General features: G+C 41.6%; 13 protein-coding genes and 2 pseudogenes. 4 read left to right on the top strand and 11 right to left on the bottom strand.

Annotation, left to right across the window (positions count from 1 at the left end):
* Positions 1-4: 4 nt before the first annotated feature.
* The 6 genes and pseudogenes from guaB to ggt all read right to left on the bottom strand — a co-directional run bounded on the left by guaB (position 5) and on the right by ggt (position 6,147).
* Positions 5-1,450, bottom strand: coding sequence for an IMP dehydrogenase (gene guaB / locus OO773_RS09225; RefSeq protein ID WP_006564049.1), 1,446 nt, complete (start codon positions 1,448-1,450; stop codon positions 5-7).
* A complete protein-coding gene (gene gatA / locus OO773_RS09220) occupies positions 1,441-2,808 on the bottom strand; it encodes an Asp-tRNA(Asn)/Glu-tRNA(Gln) amidotransferase subunit GatA (RefSeq protein ID WP_034375788.1) in 1,368 nt (455 codons plus the stop codon). The genes guaB and gatA overlap by 10 nt, the downstream gene beginning before the upstream one ends.
* 65 nt (positions 2,809-2,873) lie before the next feature.
* A pseudogene (locus tag OO773_RS09215) lies at positions 2,874-3,113 on the bottom strand (amidase family protein); the annotation flags it as partial.
* 53 nt (positions 3,114-3,166) lie between these two features.
* Complete coding sequence (coaE, locus tag OO773_RS09210; RefSeq protein WP_264828558.1) at positions 3,167-3,721, bottom strand: dephospho-CoA kinase; 555 nt, start codon at positions 3,719-3,721, stop codon at positions 3,167-3,169.
* Entirely contained in the window at positions 3,718-4,479 is a 762-nt protein-coding gene (locus OO773_RS09205; RefSeq protein WP_006564052.1) for a spermine/spermidine synthase domain-containing protein, read from the bottom strand. The genes coaE and OO773_RS09205 overlap by 4 nt, the downstream gene beginning before the upstream one ends.
* Complete coding sequence (gene ggt / locus OO773_RS09200; RefSeq protein ID WP_370413155.1) at positions 4,480-6,147, bottom strand: gamma-glutamyltransferase; 1,668 nt, start codon at positions 6,145-6,147, stop codon at positions 4,480-4,482.
* A gap of 80 nt (positions 6,148-6,227) precedes the next feature.
* On the opposite strand from ggt, the gene dnaX reads away from it, so the two are divergent.
* Genes dnaX through OO773_RS09180 form a run of 4 tightly spaced genes read left to right on the top strand, consistent with a single transcriptional unit; the run spans position 6,228 to position 10,047 of the window.
* On the top strand, positions 6,228-7,640 hold the full coding sequence (gene dnaX / locus OO773_RS09195; RefSeq protein ID WP_006564054.1) for a DNA polymerase III subunit gamma/tau: 1,413 nt from the start codon (positions 6,228-6,230) through the stop codon (positions 7,638-7,640).
* The gene (gene tsaE, locus OO773_RS09190) at positions 7,640-8,062 is read left to right on the top strand and encodes a tRNA (adenosine(37)-N6)-threonylcarbamoyltransferase complex ATPase subunit type 1 TsaE (protein ID WP_006564055.1); all 423 of its coding nucleotides are present in this window, start codon (positions 7,640-7,642) and stop codon (positions 8,060-8,062) included. The genes dnaX and tsaE overlap by 1 nt, the downstream gene beginning before the upstream one ends.
* Positions 8,055-8,777, top strand: coding sequence for an LPS export ABC transporter ATP-binding protein (lptB, locus tag OO773_RS09185; RefSeq protein ID WP_006564056.1), 723 nt, complete (start codon positions 8,055-8,057; stop codon positions 8,775-8,777). Before tsaE ends, lptB begins: the two co-directional genes overlap by 8 nt.
* 1 nt (position 8,778) lies before the next feature.
* Positions 8,779-10,047 (top strand): RNA polymerase factor sigma-54, encoded by a 1,269-nt coding sequence (locus OO773_RS09180; RefSeq protein ID WP_006564057.1) that lies wholly within the window; start codon positions 8,779-8,781, stop codon positions 10,045-10,047.
* Positions 10,048-10,115: 68 nt separating this feature from the next.
* Here OO773_RS09180 and flhB read toward each other — a convergent pair whose 3' ends face one another.
* The 5 genes and pseudogenes from flhB to OO773_RS09155 form a co-directional block, all read right to left on the bottom strand.
* The gene (gene flhB, locus OO773_RS09175) at positions 10,116-11,183 is read right to left on the bottom strand and encodes a flagellar biosynthesis protein FlhB (RefSeq protein ID WP_034375784.1); all 1,068 of its coding nucleotides are present in this window, start codon (positions 11,181-11,183) and stop codon (positions 10,116-10,118) included.
* Positions 11,173-11,748, bottom strand: coding sequence for an NTP transferase domain-containing protein (locus tag OO773_RS09170; RefSeq protein WP_006564058.1), 576 nt, complete (start codon positions 11,746-11,748; stop codon positions 11,173-11,175). The genes flhB and OO773_RS09170 overlap by 11 nt, the downstream gene beginning before the upstream one ends.
* Positions 11,742-12,566 (bottom strand): DNA-methyltransferase, encoded by an 825-nt coding sequence (locus tag OO773_RS09165; RefSeq protein ID WP_006564059.1) that lies wholly within the window; start codon positions 12,564-12,566, stop codon positions 11,742-11,744. Before OO773_RS09165 ends, OO773_RS09170 begins: the two co-directional genes overlap by 7 nt.
* A pseudogene (locus OO773_RS09160) lies at positions 12,550-13,158 on the bottom strand (DpnII family type II restriction endonuclease). The gene OO773_RS09165 and the pseudogene OO773_RS09160 overlap by 17 nt, the downstream one beginning before the upstream one ends.
* A gap of 25 nt (positions 13,159-13,183) precedes the next feature.
* Complete coding sequence (locus OO773_RS09155) at positions 13,184-14,944, bottom strand: hypothetical protein (protein ID WP_073115658.1); 1,761 nt, start codon at positions 14,942-14,944, stop codon at positions 13,184-13,186.
* Positions 14,945-14,946: the final 2 nt, after the last annotated feature.

Genomic DNA, 14,946 nt, shown 5'->3' with positions numbered 1-14,946 from the left:
CGGTTCATCCGTGGTAATTGGGGGCTTCTTTAGTGATGTCTACATCGTGTACATGGGATTCTTTAAGACCGGCTTGTGTGATTTGTACAAACTGGGCGTTTTTAGTGAGGGTGGGAATATCCTTAGCGCCCAAATAACCCATAGACGATCGCAAACCCCCCACTAACTGGTAAAGAATATCAGCCACCCTACCCCTGTAAGGCACGCGCCCCTCAATGCCCTCTGGTACAAGTTTTTCAGAGGCTAGCCCCTCTTGAAAATAGCGATCAGAACTGCCCCTACTCATCGCCCCAATACTGCCCATGCCTCTATAACTTTTATATTGGCGTCCTTGATAGATGAGCATGTCTCCGGGGGATTCTTCTGTGCCGGCTAATAAACTCCCAATCATCACACATGACGCCCCCACAGCCAAAGCCTTAGCTACATCTCCTGAATATTTAATCCCGCCATCGGCAATAATGGGGATATTATGTTTGCTTGCCTCTTGATAGCATGCATCAATTGCACTCATCTGAGGCATACCTACACCAGCTACAATGCGGGTTGTACAAATACTCCCCGGACCAATGCCTACTTTAATCGCATCGGCTCCTGCATTGATTAAATCTTTACTCGCCTGTGCGGTTACGACATTACCCACCACCACATCTACGGCTAATTCTTTTTTAATCGCCTCTAGGGTTTTAATCACATTTAAAGAATGCCCATGCGCGCTATCTAGCACCAACACATCTACCCCAGCCTTAACCAAAGCACGCGCCCGCTCAATTTGTTTAACCCCAATAGCTGCACCCACCCGTAAACGCCCTAGATGATCTTTATTGGCCTGTGGGTATTCAATGCGCTTTTGGATATCTTTAATGGTGATGAGCCCTTTTAAAATGTTGTTTTCATCTACAAGGGGGAGTTTTTCTATTTTATGTTTGTGCATGATGGCTTGAGCCTGCTCTAAACTCACGCCTGCTTTAGCCGTGATAAGCGGGGCTTTAGTCATCACCTCCTCTACTTTTTTAGCCCAATCTGTTTCAAAGCGCAGATCGCGGTTTGTCAAGATACCAATTAACCTACTTTCCTTATCCACAACAGGTACACCTGAGATTTTATAATTATCTGTAATCTCTTTAGCCTCTGCTAAACTCGCGTCTGCATAGATATAAATCGGATCGTGAATCACCCCGCTTTCACTCTTTTTAACTTTAAGAACCTGTGCTACTTGCGAATTAGTATCCATGTTTTTATGAATCACACCAATACCGCCTAATCTGGCCATAGCAATAGCGCTTTGGTATTCTGTTACCGTATCCATTGCCGCGCTAATAAAGGGGATATTTAAATCAATGTGCACGCTTAAACGCGAGTGTACACTCACCTCTTGGGGCAATACAGCAGAAAAACATGGCACAAGAAGGACATCTTCAAAAGTCAAGGCTTTTTGAATTATTTGCATACTTCTCCTTTAAACACAAAATCTACTTCCTCCTCCAAACCAAAGGCCACATCTAAAATATCTTGTTCTGCAAAAGCACGCCCGATAAGTTGCATGCCAATGGGCAAGCCCTCCTTACTCTGTGCTACGGGTAAGGAAAGAGCGGGTAAACCGGCTAAATTCACTCCCACGGTGTATACATCGCTTAAATACATCTGCAAGGGGCTAGTATGGGCGTTAAATTTAGGCGCAATATCTGGAGCTACGGGGGCTAAAATAACATCTACTTCTTTAAACAGTTTGTTGTACTCAGCCTTGATAAAGGCGCGGGCTTGCTTTGCTTTTAGATAGTAGGCATCAAAATACCCGCTACTGAGCACAAAATTACCTAATATAATGCGCCGTTTCACCTCCGCCCCAAAGCCCTCGCTCCGGCTTTTAATATAGAGTTCTTTAAGGTTATGGGCTTGTGCACGCCTGCCATAGCGCACCCCATCAAAGCGCGCTAAATTAGAACTTGCCTCTGCTGTGCTTAAAACATAATAGGCAGCTATGGCGTGTTTGCTATCTGTTATTTCTTGATGCACGATTGTATGCCCCATTTGCTCTAAGAGATGTGCCGTATCAAAATAGGCGATGCGTACCGCCTCGCTAGCCTCTTCTAAATAATTATTCAACACCCCAATTTTTAAACGCCGCTCTTTATTGAGATTTTTAAAGGTTAAAGGGTTCTCTAACTTGGCACTTGTTGAATCGTGTGGATCGTATCCACTAATGGCGTCTAATAAAAGCGCGCAGTCCTCTACATTTTGGGTTAAGGGTCCTATTTGATCTAAACTAGAACTATAAGCAACCAAACCATAGCGACTCACCCGCCCATAAGTGGGCTTAAGCCCTACACAGCCACAATAACTAGCCGGTTGGCGAATCGATCCACCTGTATCACTCCCAAGCGCAGCAATGGCTAATCCCCCCGCTACAGCACTCGCACAACCCCCAGAACTCCCCCCAGCCACGCGGGCTAAATCTTTAGGGTTTTTCACGGGCCCATAAAAACTTGATTCGCTAGTACTACCCATAGCAAACTCATCCATATTACCCCGTCCAAAGGCACACATTCCATTTTGCTGCAAGTTTATAATGGCGGTGGCGCTATAAGGGGCTTTATAGCCTTGTAAAATCCGGCTAGCACAGGTGATCTCCCAGCCCTCCACATTAATGTTATCTTTAATGAGAATGGGTACGCCTCCTGTATTTGCCTCTGGGGAGCAGATGTAGGCGTTGAGTTCTAAATTCTCTTGGACTTTCTGGCTGATTTCTTTTTTGAGTTGCTCTAAATCTGAGCCACCTAAAGACATGGCTTGTTTGAGACTTAGCATGTTTCTCCTTAGATTGTAAAAATTTTCTAATCTTAGCAAATCGCGATTAAAAGTTAGCCGTCAGCCTTGATAAAGGCGCGGGCTTGCTTTGCTTTTAGATAGTAGGCATCAAAATACCCGCTACTGAGCACAAAATTACCTAATATAATGCGCCGTTTCACCTCCGCCCCAAAGCCCTCGCTCCGGCTTTTAATATAGAGTTCTTTAAGGTTATGGGCTTGTGCACGCCTGCCATAGCGCACCCCATCAAAGCGCGCTAAATTAGAACTTGCCTCTGCTGTGCTTAAAACATAATAGGCAGCTATGGCGTGTTTGCTATCTGGTATCAAATATTAGCTCAGCAGATTTTTTTGGATAACTAAGAGATGTGCCGTATCAAAATAGGCGATGCGTACCGCCTCGCTAGCCTCAATGGAGCTAAGGATTTTTTAAACTCTATATCTAGTTGGGCACTTAGGCGCTTTTCTATCTGTTCTAAACTTAAATGGCTATCTCGCTTTTGTAGGCGCTCTATTTGTAAGGCTCTGGGTGCATAAACAAGCACGATCTGAGAAATCCCATAATGTTTAATCCCCTCAATTTCGTAATAAAGCGGAATATCTAAAAAATAAGGCTTATTGTGTTTCTCTAATTCTTGCGCACTTTTAAGCATTTGCTCGCGGATTTTGGGGTGCAAAAAGGCCTCTAATTTGGCGCGGGCTTCTTGGTTATTAAAGATAAGCGGGGCGAGCTCTTGACGGCTAATACTTTGCTTGTCCATAAACATTTTTGCAATCTCTTGGTTGTGTGCTTCAAAGAGTCCATGCGCAATTTTATCTGCATCTAGCACACTAAACCCATGCAAACTTAAAAGATTGCCTACTGTGCTCTTGCCTGTGGCTATCCCTCCGGTGAGTACAAAGGCATGTTTCAATTCTTTAAAAGCCCTTTGTAGGTTGGATAAAACCAGTTAGGCTGGGCAAAGGCGGCTTGGTGCAACATAGCATTATAGTGCCTGAGATCTTCAAGCATGTCTATTTTTTGTAAGATCATATCTGCCTCTGGGTGGAAATGTTTGGAGGCAAAGAGAAAATAAGCAGGTGTTAAAGAGTAGGGGTTAAAAAAGGGCATGATCACTGCAAAAAAAGGCGCTAGCGCCTCTAAAGCGTTTTTAAAATTTTGCTGTTTTAAGAGTGGGTGGTAAGAGGCGCAGATTAAAATCCCTTGCATGCTTAGCATGCGTTGTAAGCCATCTATTTGGTGGGCATTCAGTGGACTTAGAGAAATGATCAGATCATACTTTTTAACCTCTAAGTCTAAAATCTGGCTGTAGTGCTTAAAATGGGGGTGATCGCGGGTTTCTTGGAAATGTGCAAAAAAAGGCGCGAGGGCTTCTAAAATCCTATACTCCTCTTGCACAAAATCCACCTGCAAATCATGCTTAAAGAGTTCAAAGGCCATCTCTAAATCAAACCCCCCCACTACAAGTGCATTTTGCCCCTCAACAAGCACGCAAGCCCCCACATGGGCGAGTAATTCGCTTTGCATAAAAGAATCCTTTTGTACAAATAACGCCTCTTGTGATCCGCTAACACGCCCTATTAGCCCTAGTTCTTCATTTTCAAGCACCTGTAAAACACACGCCTTACCCCTAATTTCTTCTAAAAGAGAACCTTCTAAATGTTGTTGCATTTAAAATTCCTTGCGTGGATCTTGAGCCCCATACATGATGTGGCTTTTAGAATCAATAACAATGGCATTCACATCTCCCATCACCGGTTTAACCACAACCTTATAGCCCATTTTCTCTAAATTTTCCTCTACATCTTTTACCATTCCAAAAGGTTCGGTGCGGATTTCATCTGGTAGCCATTGCATATGAAAGCGCGCAGCCCCCACAGCCTGCGAGATATTCATGCCATGATCAATAACATTACTAATCACTTGTAGTACCGTTGTGATGATACGCGCCCCGCCCGGACTACCCACCACCATAAAGACTTTATTATTTTTAAGCACAATAGTAGGCGACATAGAGCTAAGAGGCCGTTTATTAGGCTCAATAGCATTGGCATCTCCGCCTATGACCCCGTAGAGATTTGGCGTGCCGGCCTTGATAGAAAAATCATCCATTTCATCATTGAGTAAAAAGCCTGCTTTATTAATAGCTGCTGCACTCCCATAAGAAGCATTAATCGTGTAGGTAACACTCACCGCATTCCCCCATTTATCAGCTACTGAATAGTGGGTGGTGTTTTGCCCTTCATGGAGTTGGCCTAAGCCCGGGTGGACTTGTGTACTAGGGGTGGCCTTGTCAGGTTTGATATTTTCATAGATTTTTTTAGCATAGGCTTTACTAATAAGCTTTTCAAGCGGGATATTCATGAAATCTGGATCGCCCATGTAAACCGATCGATCCGCATAAGCTTGGCGCTCGGCTTCGGCCATGATATGAATTGTTTGACTCGAACCAAAGCCTAAATCGTGGATATTGGCATTTTCCATTGTGTTTAAAATTTCAATTAAATGCGTGCCTCCTGAACTAGGCGGTCCCATTGAGATGATTTTATAACCCCGATAAGTCCCCACCACTGGTTTGCGCCACACCACTTTATAACTAGCTAAATCTTTCTTAGTGATGATCCCCCCATTTTTGCGCATGTCCTCTACGATGAGATCGGCTATCTTGCCGTGATAAAAGGCAGAGGGGCCTTGATCTTTAATAAGAGTAAGGGTTTTAGCTAAATCCTTTTGTACGAGTAAATCCCCAGCCTTATAAGACACCATTCCCTTTTTTAAAAAGTATTTACGGCTACTGGCATATTTAGAAAGGCGAGGCTTTGCCTCTAAAATAGTCTGCCCTTGTCTTTCTGTGAGCCTAAAGCCATTTTGGGCTAGCTCTATTGCTGGTTCTATCAAAGTTGCTAGTTTACGCGTGCCATATTTTTCTAACATCGCACTTAAACCCGCTACAGTGCCCGGTACCCCTGCGGACAAATAGCCATCGGTGCTTAAATTAGGAATCACTCTTCCATTTTTGTCTAAATACATGTTTTTACTAGCCTTCATAGGCGCTTTTTCGCGAAAATCTAGGCTAATGTTTTCGCCATTGGCTAAATGGATTAACGCAAACCCACCTCCGCCGATATTGCCTGCTGCTGGGTGTACCACTGCTAAAGCATAGCCAATAGCCACCGCCGCATCAATGGCATTACCGCCCTCATCTAAAACTTTTTGCCCAATTTTATCTGCTAAAGGATGGCTAGTTAGCGCTAAAGCTCTGCCTTTAATAGGAGGCAAAGTGGCTGCAAAAGTAAGCTCTAAACCCAGCATCACCGCTAAAAATAAACGACCTACCATGATCTCCTCAAATTTTAAAAAATACGCTGATCTTAGCATAACTTGTTTGAGAAACCCACCTCTTTAGGCTATAATGTTGCATTAATCCTAAAGGTGTGCCCTTGACTCTTGCGCTTAAATACCGCCCTAAGCATTTCAAGGATTTAATCGGACAGGAAAGTGTTTCTAACACTTTAAGCCTAGCCCTTGATCACGCGCGTTTAGCCCATGCGTATTTGTTTAGCGGTTTACGCGGGAGTGGTAAAACTAGCACAGCGCGCATTTTTGCGCGGGCTTTGCAGTGTGAAAAAGGACCTAGTAGCATACCTTGTGATAGCTGTTTAAATTGCCTAGATGCCCTTAAAGATCGCCATTTAGACATTATAGAAATAGATGGCGCGTCTAACCGGCGGATTGAAGATGTGCGCAACATTATTGAACAAACAAAGTATAAGCCTAGCTTGGGTCGTTTTAAAATTTTTATGATTGATGAAGCCCACATGCTCACTAAAGAGGCATTTAATGCGCTATTAAAGACCTTAGAAGAACCCCCCGCGCATGTTAAATTTATTTTAGCTACCACCGATCCGCATAAATTACCCGCCACCATTTTAAGCCGTACCCAACATTTTCACTTTAAAAAAATCGCCCCTAAAGCTATTGTGCAACGCCTCCAATCCATTTTAGATCAAGAGGGGGTTTCTTATGAGCAAAGCGCTTTAGAGATACTGGCTAGAAGTGGGGGGGGGAGTTTACGAGACACTTTAACATTAAGCGATCAGGCCATTAGTTATACCAACCAGCATATTAGTGCGCAGGGTGTAAGCCAAATGCTTGGCATGGTAAATACACAGATTTTAGAGGATTTTTTTAAGGCTATAGTGGAGTGTAAAGAAGATGTTTTAAAAGACATGTTAAAAGCGTTAGAGGAGTATGAAATTTCTATGGTTTTAGAGGAAATGGGGGTTTTTTTAAAAGAGGCGGTACTACAGGGTCGTTTTTCTTTAAAATTATCCGGCCTCTTTATTGAGATTTTAGCTAAGGCTAAACAACTCTTATACTGGGGAGCAGATGGGGGGTTTGTACTAGCACTTAGCGCCCTTAAAATGCAATCTAGCATGCAAGAAACCAACACTTCTTTAACAACACCACCCCCTCAATCTAGCCCGCAAGAATTATTCACACAACTTATTAAACAACTCTACCAAGATAACCAAGAATTGGGTAAAGTCTTTGAGCGATTCATTACATTTCACTCTTTTTCTGAGGGTGTTTTAAAGTGGCATTCTAGTGCAGATGAACCGGCTAAAAAGATTTTAAACCAGCATTACCATAGTTTGATCGAACCATGTATACAAAAATTCTATGGTAAAGGGGTTAAAATAGAGGCTATTAAGGTGCAGGCCAAGCCAGAAACAGAGATTAGCCACGCGTTTATGCAAGATCACCAAGATCTAATGAAAGCCATGCAGGAGAATTTGGGTACTACAGATTGTGAGGTTGAGGATAGTTAATGTTAGACATGCAGGCTAATTTAGATCAAATTGATCAAGTCGTGCTAGCTTTAGAGGAGTACACCCAAACTCTTCCCTGTATTTTTTTATTACAAGGCGATCTAGCCAGTGGTAAGACGACTTTAATCCAGCATTATTGCAAAGTCTTAAACGCCCCTCTAGCCACTTCGCCTACTTTTACTCTCTTGCATGTTTATCAATCCCCTACTCTTTGTATCTACCATTATGATTTTTACCTTAAAGAAGTAGAGGAGTTATTCACTTTAGGCATTTTAGAAAAATTAGAGCAAAAAGGGGTGCATTTTATTGAGTGGGGAGGAGAGGCTTTATACTCTTTATTGCGCTCTTTTGGGTTTGATCCATTTATTTTGAGTTTAAAGCGTACGCAACACACATGCCATTATAAGTTAAGACATGGATAAATTAAGAGCGGAAAATCTAAGCAAACAGATTAAGAAAACAAAGATCGTCTTTGATGTTTCTTTGGAAGTAGAAAGCGGGCAGGTGGTGGGTTTACTGGGGCCAAATGGTGCAGGTAAAACCACGACCTTTTACATGATTTGTGGTTTGTTACAGCCCAGCGGAGGCAAGGTGTATTTAAACGATCAAGACCTCTCAAGTTATCCCTTGCACCAGCGATCTAACATGGGCATAGGTTATTTACCCCAAGAGTCAAGTATTTTTAAGGATTTAAGTGTACAGGATAATTTGATGCTAGCAGCCCAAACCACTTTTAAAACCTCTAAAGAGGCTTCTTCTAAAATTGAGGAAATGTTAGAGGCCTTTAATATTCAAGGAATTAAAGATCGAAGGGGTATGTCTTTAAGTGGAGGGGAGCGGCGGCGGGTAGAAATTGCTAGGGCATTGATTAAAAACCCCAAATTTATTTTATTAGACGAGCCTTTTGCGGGGGTTGATCCAATCGCGGTGTTAGATATTCAAAAGATCATTGAGCATTTAGTGGAGAGAAAAATAGGGGTGCTTATTACCGATCACAATGTGCGCGAAACTTTAAGCGTGTGCCACCGCGCATATGTGATTAAAAGCGGTACTTTGCTAGCTAGTGGCAATAGCGCTCAGATTTATGAAAATGCCTTAGTGCGTAAATACTATTTAGGCGAGCATTTCAAGGCTTAGCATGGGATCACTACGCGCTAGATCTTTACTTAAAAATAAACTCTCTGCAACTTTAAAGAGTTGGTTACCCATTTTACAAAGCGATCCTTTAGAACTTGAGGAAACCTTGCAGATTTGTGCTAAGGATAATCCCTTTGTACATGTACAAAGTGGCTTGCAGGAGGATTTTAGCGCGTTTAAATCCAAGATACAGCGCCCTTATTCTTTAAAAAGTGCTTTGGGAACTAAAATAGAGATGTTAAGCACCTATTCTAAAACTTTATATGAAAGCTTGCATGAACAAATCCTCCCCCCTCTTTTCCCAACACCTCTTTCGGTACAAATTGCCAATGACATTATAGATAATCTAAATAGCGAAGGGTATTTTGAGGGTGATAGTACGGTGCAAGCTGCGCATTTAGGGGTGAGTACTAAAACCTATGAAAGCGTACGCCAGCGCTTTGCTTATTTAGACCCCCCGGGTATTGGTGCGTGCAATATACAAGAGAGTTTTTTATTCCAACTAGATCACCACGATGAGCTAGATACGCCCATTTATGATCTTTGTATCAAAATTATCCACAATTTAGAGGATCATAAAAATTTTAGCCATTTATCCCATTACACAAAGGCTATGCAGATCATCACTTCTTTTAAAAACCCTCCCGCCCTAGATTTTAAAGAAAATCTACCTCCCGTTATTCCGGATATTTTAGTGCTTGAACAAGAGGGGGGCATTTATGTACAACTCAATGATAGTTATTACCCAAAAGTGGTGATAGAGGAGAAGCATATCCGGGAAAATAGCGCCTATTTGCGTGAAAAACTTAAAGAGGCTAGGGATTTAGTAGATGCCTTACAAATGCGCCGGCAAACTATCCAAAAAATTGGATTAATGCTAGTGGAGTATCAGTACGACTTTTTTAAAGGAAAGGCCATTAAACCTATGCGTTTGGTAGATATTGCTAATGAATTTGGCTACTCGGCTAGCACGATCTCTAGGGCAATTTCTAATAAGTATTTAGCATGCTCGCGGGGAGTTTTCCCGATTAAAAGCTTTTTTACCACCGCCTTAGAGGGGGATATTTCTAATGCCTCTATTAAAGAATTTCTTTTAGAGCTCATTAAACATGAAGACCACCAACAACCCATGAGCGATTTACAAATCTTAAAATTAGTAGAACAAAAATTCGGGCTAAAAATGGTACGCCGCACCATTACAAAATACCGCAAACTTTTAAACATCGCTAGCTCTTCAGAGCGTAAAAAACTCTATCGCCTATCTCTTTAGTCAACTTTGGCAACAAATCCCACTTTAGCGGGTGGGTAGGGAGTATCCTTAGGCTAAAAATATCTTTATTAGGTACTTTGTTGCTTTTTACGCATTTGTTCAATATGGGCAACTTGGGCAAAAACAATCGCCACCGCTTCAAACAACACTTTAGGAATCACCTCATCTACATCTACCTCTTTATAAAGTTCGCGGGCTAGTTGGGGATTTTCTATAATTTCTACCCCATGTTCTCTAGCAATGCCTTTAATGCGGATAGCTAAGTGATCAATGCCCTTAGCCACCACCACCGGGGCTGGATCTTTTTCCTCAAAGCGCAAGGCAATAGCATAGTGGGTTGGATTAGTTACCACGACATTGGCGCTAGGGATAGCTGCCATCATCTTGCTCATGGAATTTTTAAGCATGAGCTGTTTGATTTTAGCCTTCATTTCAGGGTTACCCTCTTGTTGTCTGTACTCATCTTTGATCTCTTGCTTGCTCATTTTTAACGACTGGATATACTGCCTGCGTTTGAGTAGAAAATCTAATAAAGAGGTGATTAAAAATAAAAATAACAAACTAGCGATGAGTTCTAAAGCCTTACCCCTAAACCACAATGCCTGATCTCTAAAGTCAAACCGCGCCACCCCGCCTAACTCATCTATAAACGAATACACCAGTACAAAACCCAAAACAAAGGCAATACAAACCTTAGCCGTGATAAGTAGCCCCTCTAAAAGCCGTTTGAGACTAAAGAGATTTTTAAAGCCATGAATGGGGTTAATTTTCATCCATTTAGGCGCAATGGCCTTAGGGCTAAATAAAAAGCCAAATTGCAGTACATTAGATAAAAACGCCACTAAGGCTAGCAAACCAAGAATGGGTAATAAAATCCATAAAATATCTTTGAATAATTGCAGCGCAAGAACATGTAAATTATGGGGCGTGAAATCTAAAGCAATGTAGCGTAAAGACTGTCTAAACATGCTTTCAAAGCCATCTAACCAAACTTTAAAGAGAGCAAAAACCCCCCCAAAGCCAGCTAATAAGCCTAAAAACCCTAAAACCTCTATACTTTTAGCAACATTGCCCTCTTCACGGGCTTTTTCAATCTTTTTAGCTGAGGGGAGTTCTGTTTTTTCCTCATCTGTCATGGCTATCCTTTAAATGCGCTAGGGCGTTTTGGTAATCTGTATAGGTGTTGCAGTTACTAAACTCTAAACCCTCTTCTACCTCTAGGGCTAAACCCCGAGCAAGGATTTGGCGCATGGGCGTATTAATCTGCAAGTGCTGTAAAACCTCCAGCATGCTAGGTTGCCAACACCCGATTAAATAAAAGGTTTGTGCACTTTTAGCATAAATCACGCCTGCTTGAGAAGCACGAGCACAGAGTGCATTAATCGTTTTTTGGCCTACAAGGGGCATATCTATTGGGAGAATAAAAATACTTTGCTTAAGTGTTTTAAGAGCGCTATAAACCCCAAGTAAAGGGCTAAATAGATCGATCTTTTCATCTAAAATATAATTGGCTTGGAGTGCATAAGGTTTTTTAGCGCTGATATAAACTTGGTTAAAAAGACGCGCCATTTTAGCATGTTGGTAGGCCAAAAGGCTAGGATAAGTGCCAAAGGGAAGCAAAGCTTTATCTTGTTGTTTTCCTTGAACCTGCATGCGCGCGCTTTTGCCTCCGGTTAAAATCACACAAGGAATATCTAGCATTCTAATACCCCCATTTTTTGTACTAGTTTTTTAAAATCCTCTAAATGCACTTCAAGCTCTTGCCTGCGCTTGATAGAAAGTTTAATAAAATCCTGCTCTTTCTCCATACCCACAAAAGATCGCCCCAAAAGATTAGCCGCAATGCCTGTACTGCTCGATCCACTAAAAGGATCGCCAATGAGACTCTCTTTGTTACTAGCCATTAAAAGCAGGCGCAAAAGCAGATTTAAAGGTTTTTGTGTGGGGTGCTTGCCACATTTCTTTTCAAAAGATGCAATGGAGGGCAGAGTCCACACATCGCGCATTTGTTTACCTTGATTTAACGCTTTCATGCGCTCATAGTTAAAGATATGGGCATGTTTAGGGCTTTTTCTAGCCCATAAAATCTGCTCACTAGCATGCACTAAAGTACGGCAGGAAAAATTAGGCGGGGGGTTGCTTTTATGCCAAGTGATTGTATTTAAGAGTTTAAAGCCTAGAGTTTGCAAGGCCAGCCCCAAAGAAAAGAGATTATGCTGGGTAGCGCTGATTAAAATAGAGCCACTAGGTTTAAGCGCCTCTTTGGCAAGCCTAAGCCATTCTAAATTAAACGCATGGATTTGATCAATTCCCTCTAATCGATCCCAACTGCCTTTATTCACACTTACAATCTGACCGCTTTCAATGGTGAGGCCATTATTAGAGAGAAAATAAGGCGGATCGGCAAAGATTAAATCAAAGCACTCTGGCATATGTGCCAAGATTTCTTTACAATCGTTGTGGTAGAGAGTGAATTTAAAATCCTCGCTTACAAAAATGGGTTTAGGTTTTGAGTTCATCTAATAGCCTTTCTAATTGACTTAAATTATAGATACACACACTCTTATAAGCCTCCTCAAGTTTATTTTTGGCCTCCAGCCACCCTTGCCCATCTGTGATCCAAATAAAGCGTTTCTGTGCGTGTTTTTTAAAGTGTGAGGCAAGTTCTTGATAGGCTCTAGCCACCTCATTAAGTTTACTCCCTCCACCGCCATTTTAGCATGTTGGTAGGCCAAAAGGCTAGGATAAGTGAAAAACCACAAAATCAAATTTTTTAATATCCTTGCCAAAATTCCGATGCAAATCCTCAAACTCCTTTGTACTCACTTGTGTTTTAAAATTTAGTCCCGCTTGCTTAAAAATATGTTCTAAATGTGCCTCCATTAATAAGCCACTGCGATTTTTGCGCGCATTGCTATCTAGTCCTACTTCAATACAAAAAATAAAATCCTCTAGATTGTGGATACGCCCCGAACTTAAAATGAGCCCACTTTCTGTTAGAAAGGTACAAACTCCCGTAGCACTATCTAAATAACTTTGTAGTGGTACTTCCTGACCTGAAGGGTTTAAAACGATCTCTAAAGGATTTCTGATAGCTAAAAGTAATGGCAAAATTTGGAAGGCTTGAGGGTATTGATCAAATAGTGCGGCGTTTTTTTTCAGAAGGATTTCTGATAGCTAAAAGTAATGGCAAAATTTGGAAGGCTTGAGGGTATTGATCAAATAGTGCGGCGTTTTTTTTCAGTAAGTCTTGTGGATTTATTTCTAGCAAAGAACTTAAATGTTTACAAGCAAGATAAAAGTTTTCTTGCTCCGCTAGTTTAGCCCGTATAAAGGCTTTAAAGGTGTTTTGCTTTCTAATCTCCACTTCATTAAGTGATACATTTTGTTCTACTATGCTGTTGAAAAAGACTTGATCCCAGCTTTGCACTTGAATAATGGTATCATAGTAGTTCTGTCGTTTATTATCAAATCCTACTATCGCCTCATATTTCCAATAATACCAATCTCTATAAGCGCTATCATTTGGCCTTAAATTAGTGGTCTCATCTAGTAGATATACGCTAAAGCAGTGCCAATATTCTATTAGGTAGTCCTCATAAGCTCTTTGCGCGCTATATTCCTCATCTACACTTAGGTTAAGTTTCTCTTTGTCTAGGTAGCGTTGGGCTAGTTCGCTTATGTTTGGAGGTTCTCTGTTTTGTTCATACCACAGCAAGGCTAGCACCTTAGCGCCAACCTTATGGCCTTCATTATAGCTTTCATCATTGCGTTTTTTATATTGGATATAGCCGTCTTGATCAATGGCGTAATCATACCAATACCAATACTTCCTACTAAATTCATAATCTTGTCGCCATTGGCTAACATGCACTAATCCCTTAGATTCGTAAAAACTTCTGATTCGCACTTTGCCCGGAGGGTTCATTTTCTCAAATAGTGGTAGTCTTTTTCCCTCGCGGTAGTATTGGTTTTGGATAATAAAGCTTTCTGTATTGATGTGATTAACTATGGGTGTAATGTCAGCTTTGCTATGTTCCTCATACATTCTCCCCAGTGGATTTCCTCCTTCATCAAACGCTCCAAAGTAGTTCTCTGCTGGGATTTTAAAGCCTTGTTCTAGTTGCTTAATGCGGCTATCAATCTTAATTTTAAGATACTCAATATTCTTTGGATTATAAAGGTTATGTTGGGCTTTTGGCATGTCTAAATTTAGCCCGTCATAGTAGGCATTTCCTGCCATATGCCTATGGGCGCGGTTGTTAATTTTCTCACCTAGCACATTAATAGATTTAGTGCCTAATATCCCACGCATGGGGTTAAAGGCCTCAATGCCAATATAGCTAACACTGCCCGGAGCTCCGTCCTTGTAGATACTGCCTTCGGCTAGAATTTCGTAGGGGTGATAGATTAGCGCATTGACACGGGGATTTTTAGCGCTTGTTTGGCTTTTGGCTATCTGTGTGGCTATGCCAATATTGCTAGTGGTGTTTTGATAGTATCTAATAGCATTCTTAGAATGTTCATTGAGCACTCCCATAGCAATACTACCCACAATAGCAGTAACTGCACTAGTTACAGCTGCAGTGGTGCTAACAATAGTTGCTACTAGGCTAGCCCCTCCTGTAAATACCGCTAGTCCTATGCCAATAATAGCACTGATAAATGCGCCTATGATATTGCCGATATTGCCGCCTCTAAAGGCATCGCTAAATACCTGAAAGTGTTCATCAGCCTTTGCCTTAGCCACTCTAATAGCGTTACATTCACAAGTATAATCATCAATTCTTAGGTTGTAGTTATCGCGGGTCTCACAATAAAGCCTTTTATAATGCGCTGTCCAGTTGCGCACATAAGCCTTATACTTCTTATCGCCTCTATCAAAGATTAAAGGCATTT

This window comes from Helicobacter suis HS1 (genome assembly GCF_026000295.1).
GTDB lineage: Bacteria > Campylobacterota > Campylobacteria > Campylobacterales > Helicobacteraceae > Helicobacter > Helicobacter suis.
This window is presented reverse-complemented; position numbering and strand designations above follow the sequence as displayed.

Excerpts from the sequence above, each read along its gene's own strand:
- OO773_RS09170 (WP_006564058.1), bottom strand. The coding sequence starts at position 11,748 with ATGCTAGATATTCCTTGTGTGATTTTAACCGGAGGCAAAAGCGCGCGC.
- tsaE (WP_006564055.1), top strand. The coding sequence starts at position 7,640 with ATGTTAGACATGCAGGCTAATTTAGATCAAATTGATCAAGTCGTGCTA.
- OO773_RS09165 (WP_006564059.1), bottom strand. The coding sequence starts at position 12,566 with ATGAACTCAAAACCTAAACCCATTTTTGTAAGCGAGGATTTTAAATTC.
- ggt (WP_370413155.1), bottom strand. The coding sequence starts at position 6,147 with ATGGTAGGTCGTTTATTTTTAGCGGTGATGCTGGGTTTAGAGCTTACT.
- lptB (WP_006564056.1), top strand. The coding sequence starts at position 8,055 with ATGGATAAATTAAGAGCGGAAAATCTAAGCAAACAGATTAAGAAAACA.
- OO773_RS09180 (WP_006564057.1), top strand. The coding sequence starts at position 8,779 with ATGGGATCACTACGCGCTAGATCTTTACTTAAAAATAAACTCTCTGCA.
- guaB (WP_006564049.1), bottom strand. The coding sequence starts at position 1,450 with ATGCAAATAATTCAAAAAGCCTTGACTTTTGAAGATGTCCTTCTTGTG.
- OO773_RS09155 (WP_073115658.1), bottom strand. The coding sequence starts at position 14,944 with ATGCCTTTAATCTTTGATAGAGGCGATAAGAAGTATAAGGCTTATGTG.
- OO773_RS09205 (WP_006564052.1), bottom strand. The coding sequence starts at position 4,479 with ATGCAACAACATTTAGAAGGTTCTCTTTTAGAAGAAATTAGGGGTAAG.
- flhB (WP_034375784.1), bottom strand. The coding sequence starts at position 11,183 with ATGACAGATGAGGAAAAAACAGAACTCCCCTCAGCTAAAAAGATTGAA.
- gatA (WP_034375788.1), bottom strand. The coding sequence starts at position 2,808 with ATGCTAAGTCTCAAACAAGCCATGTCTTTAGGTGGCTCAGATTTAGAG.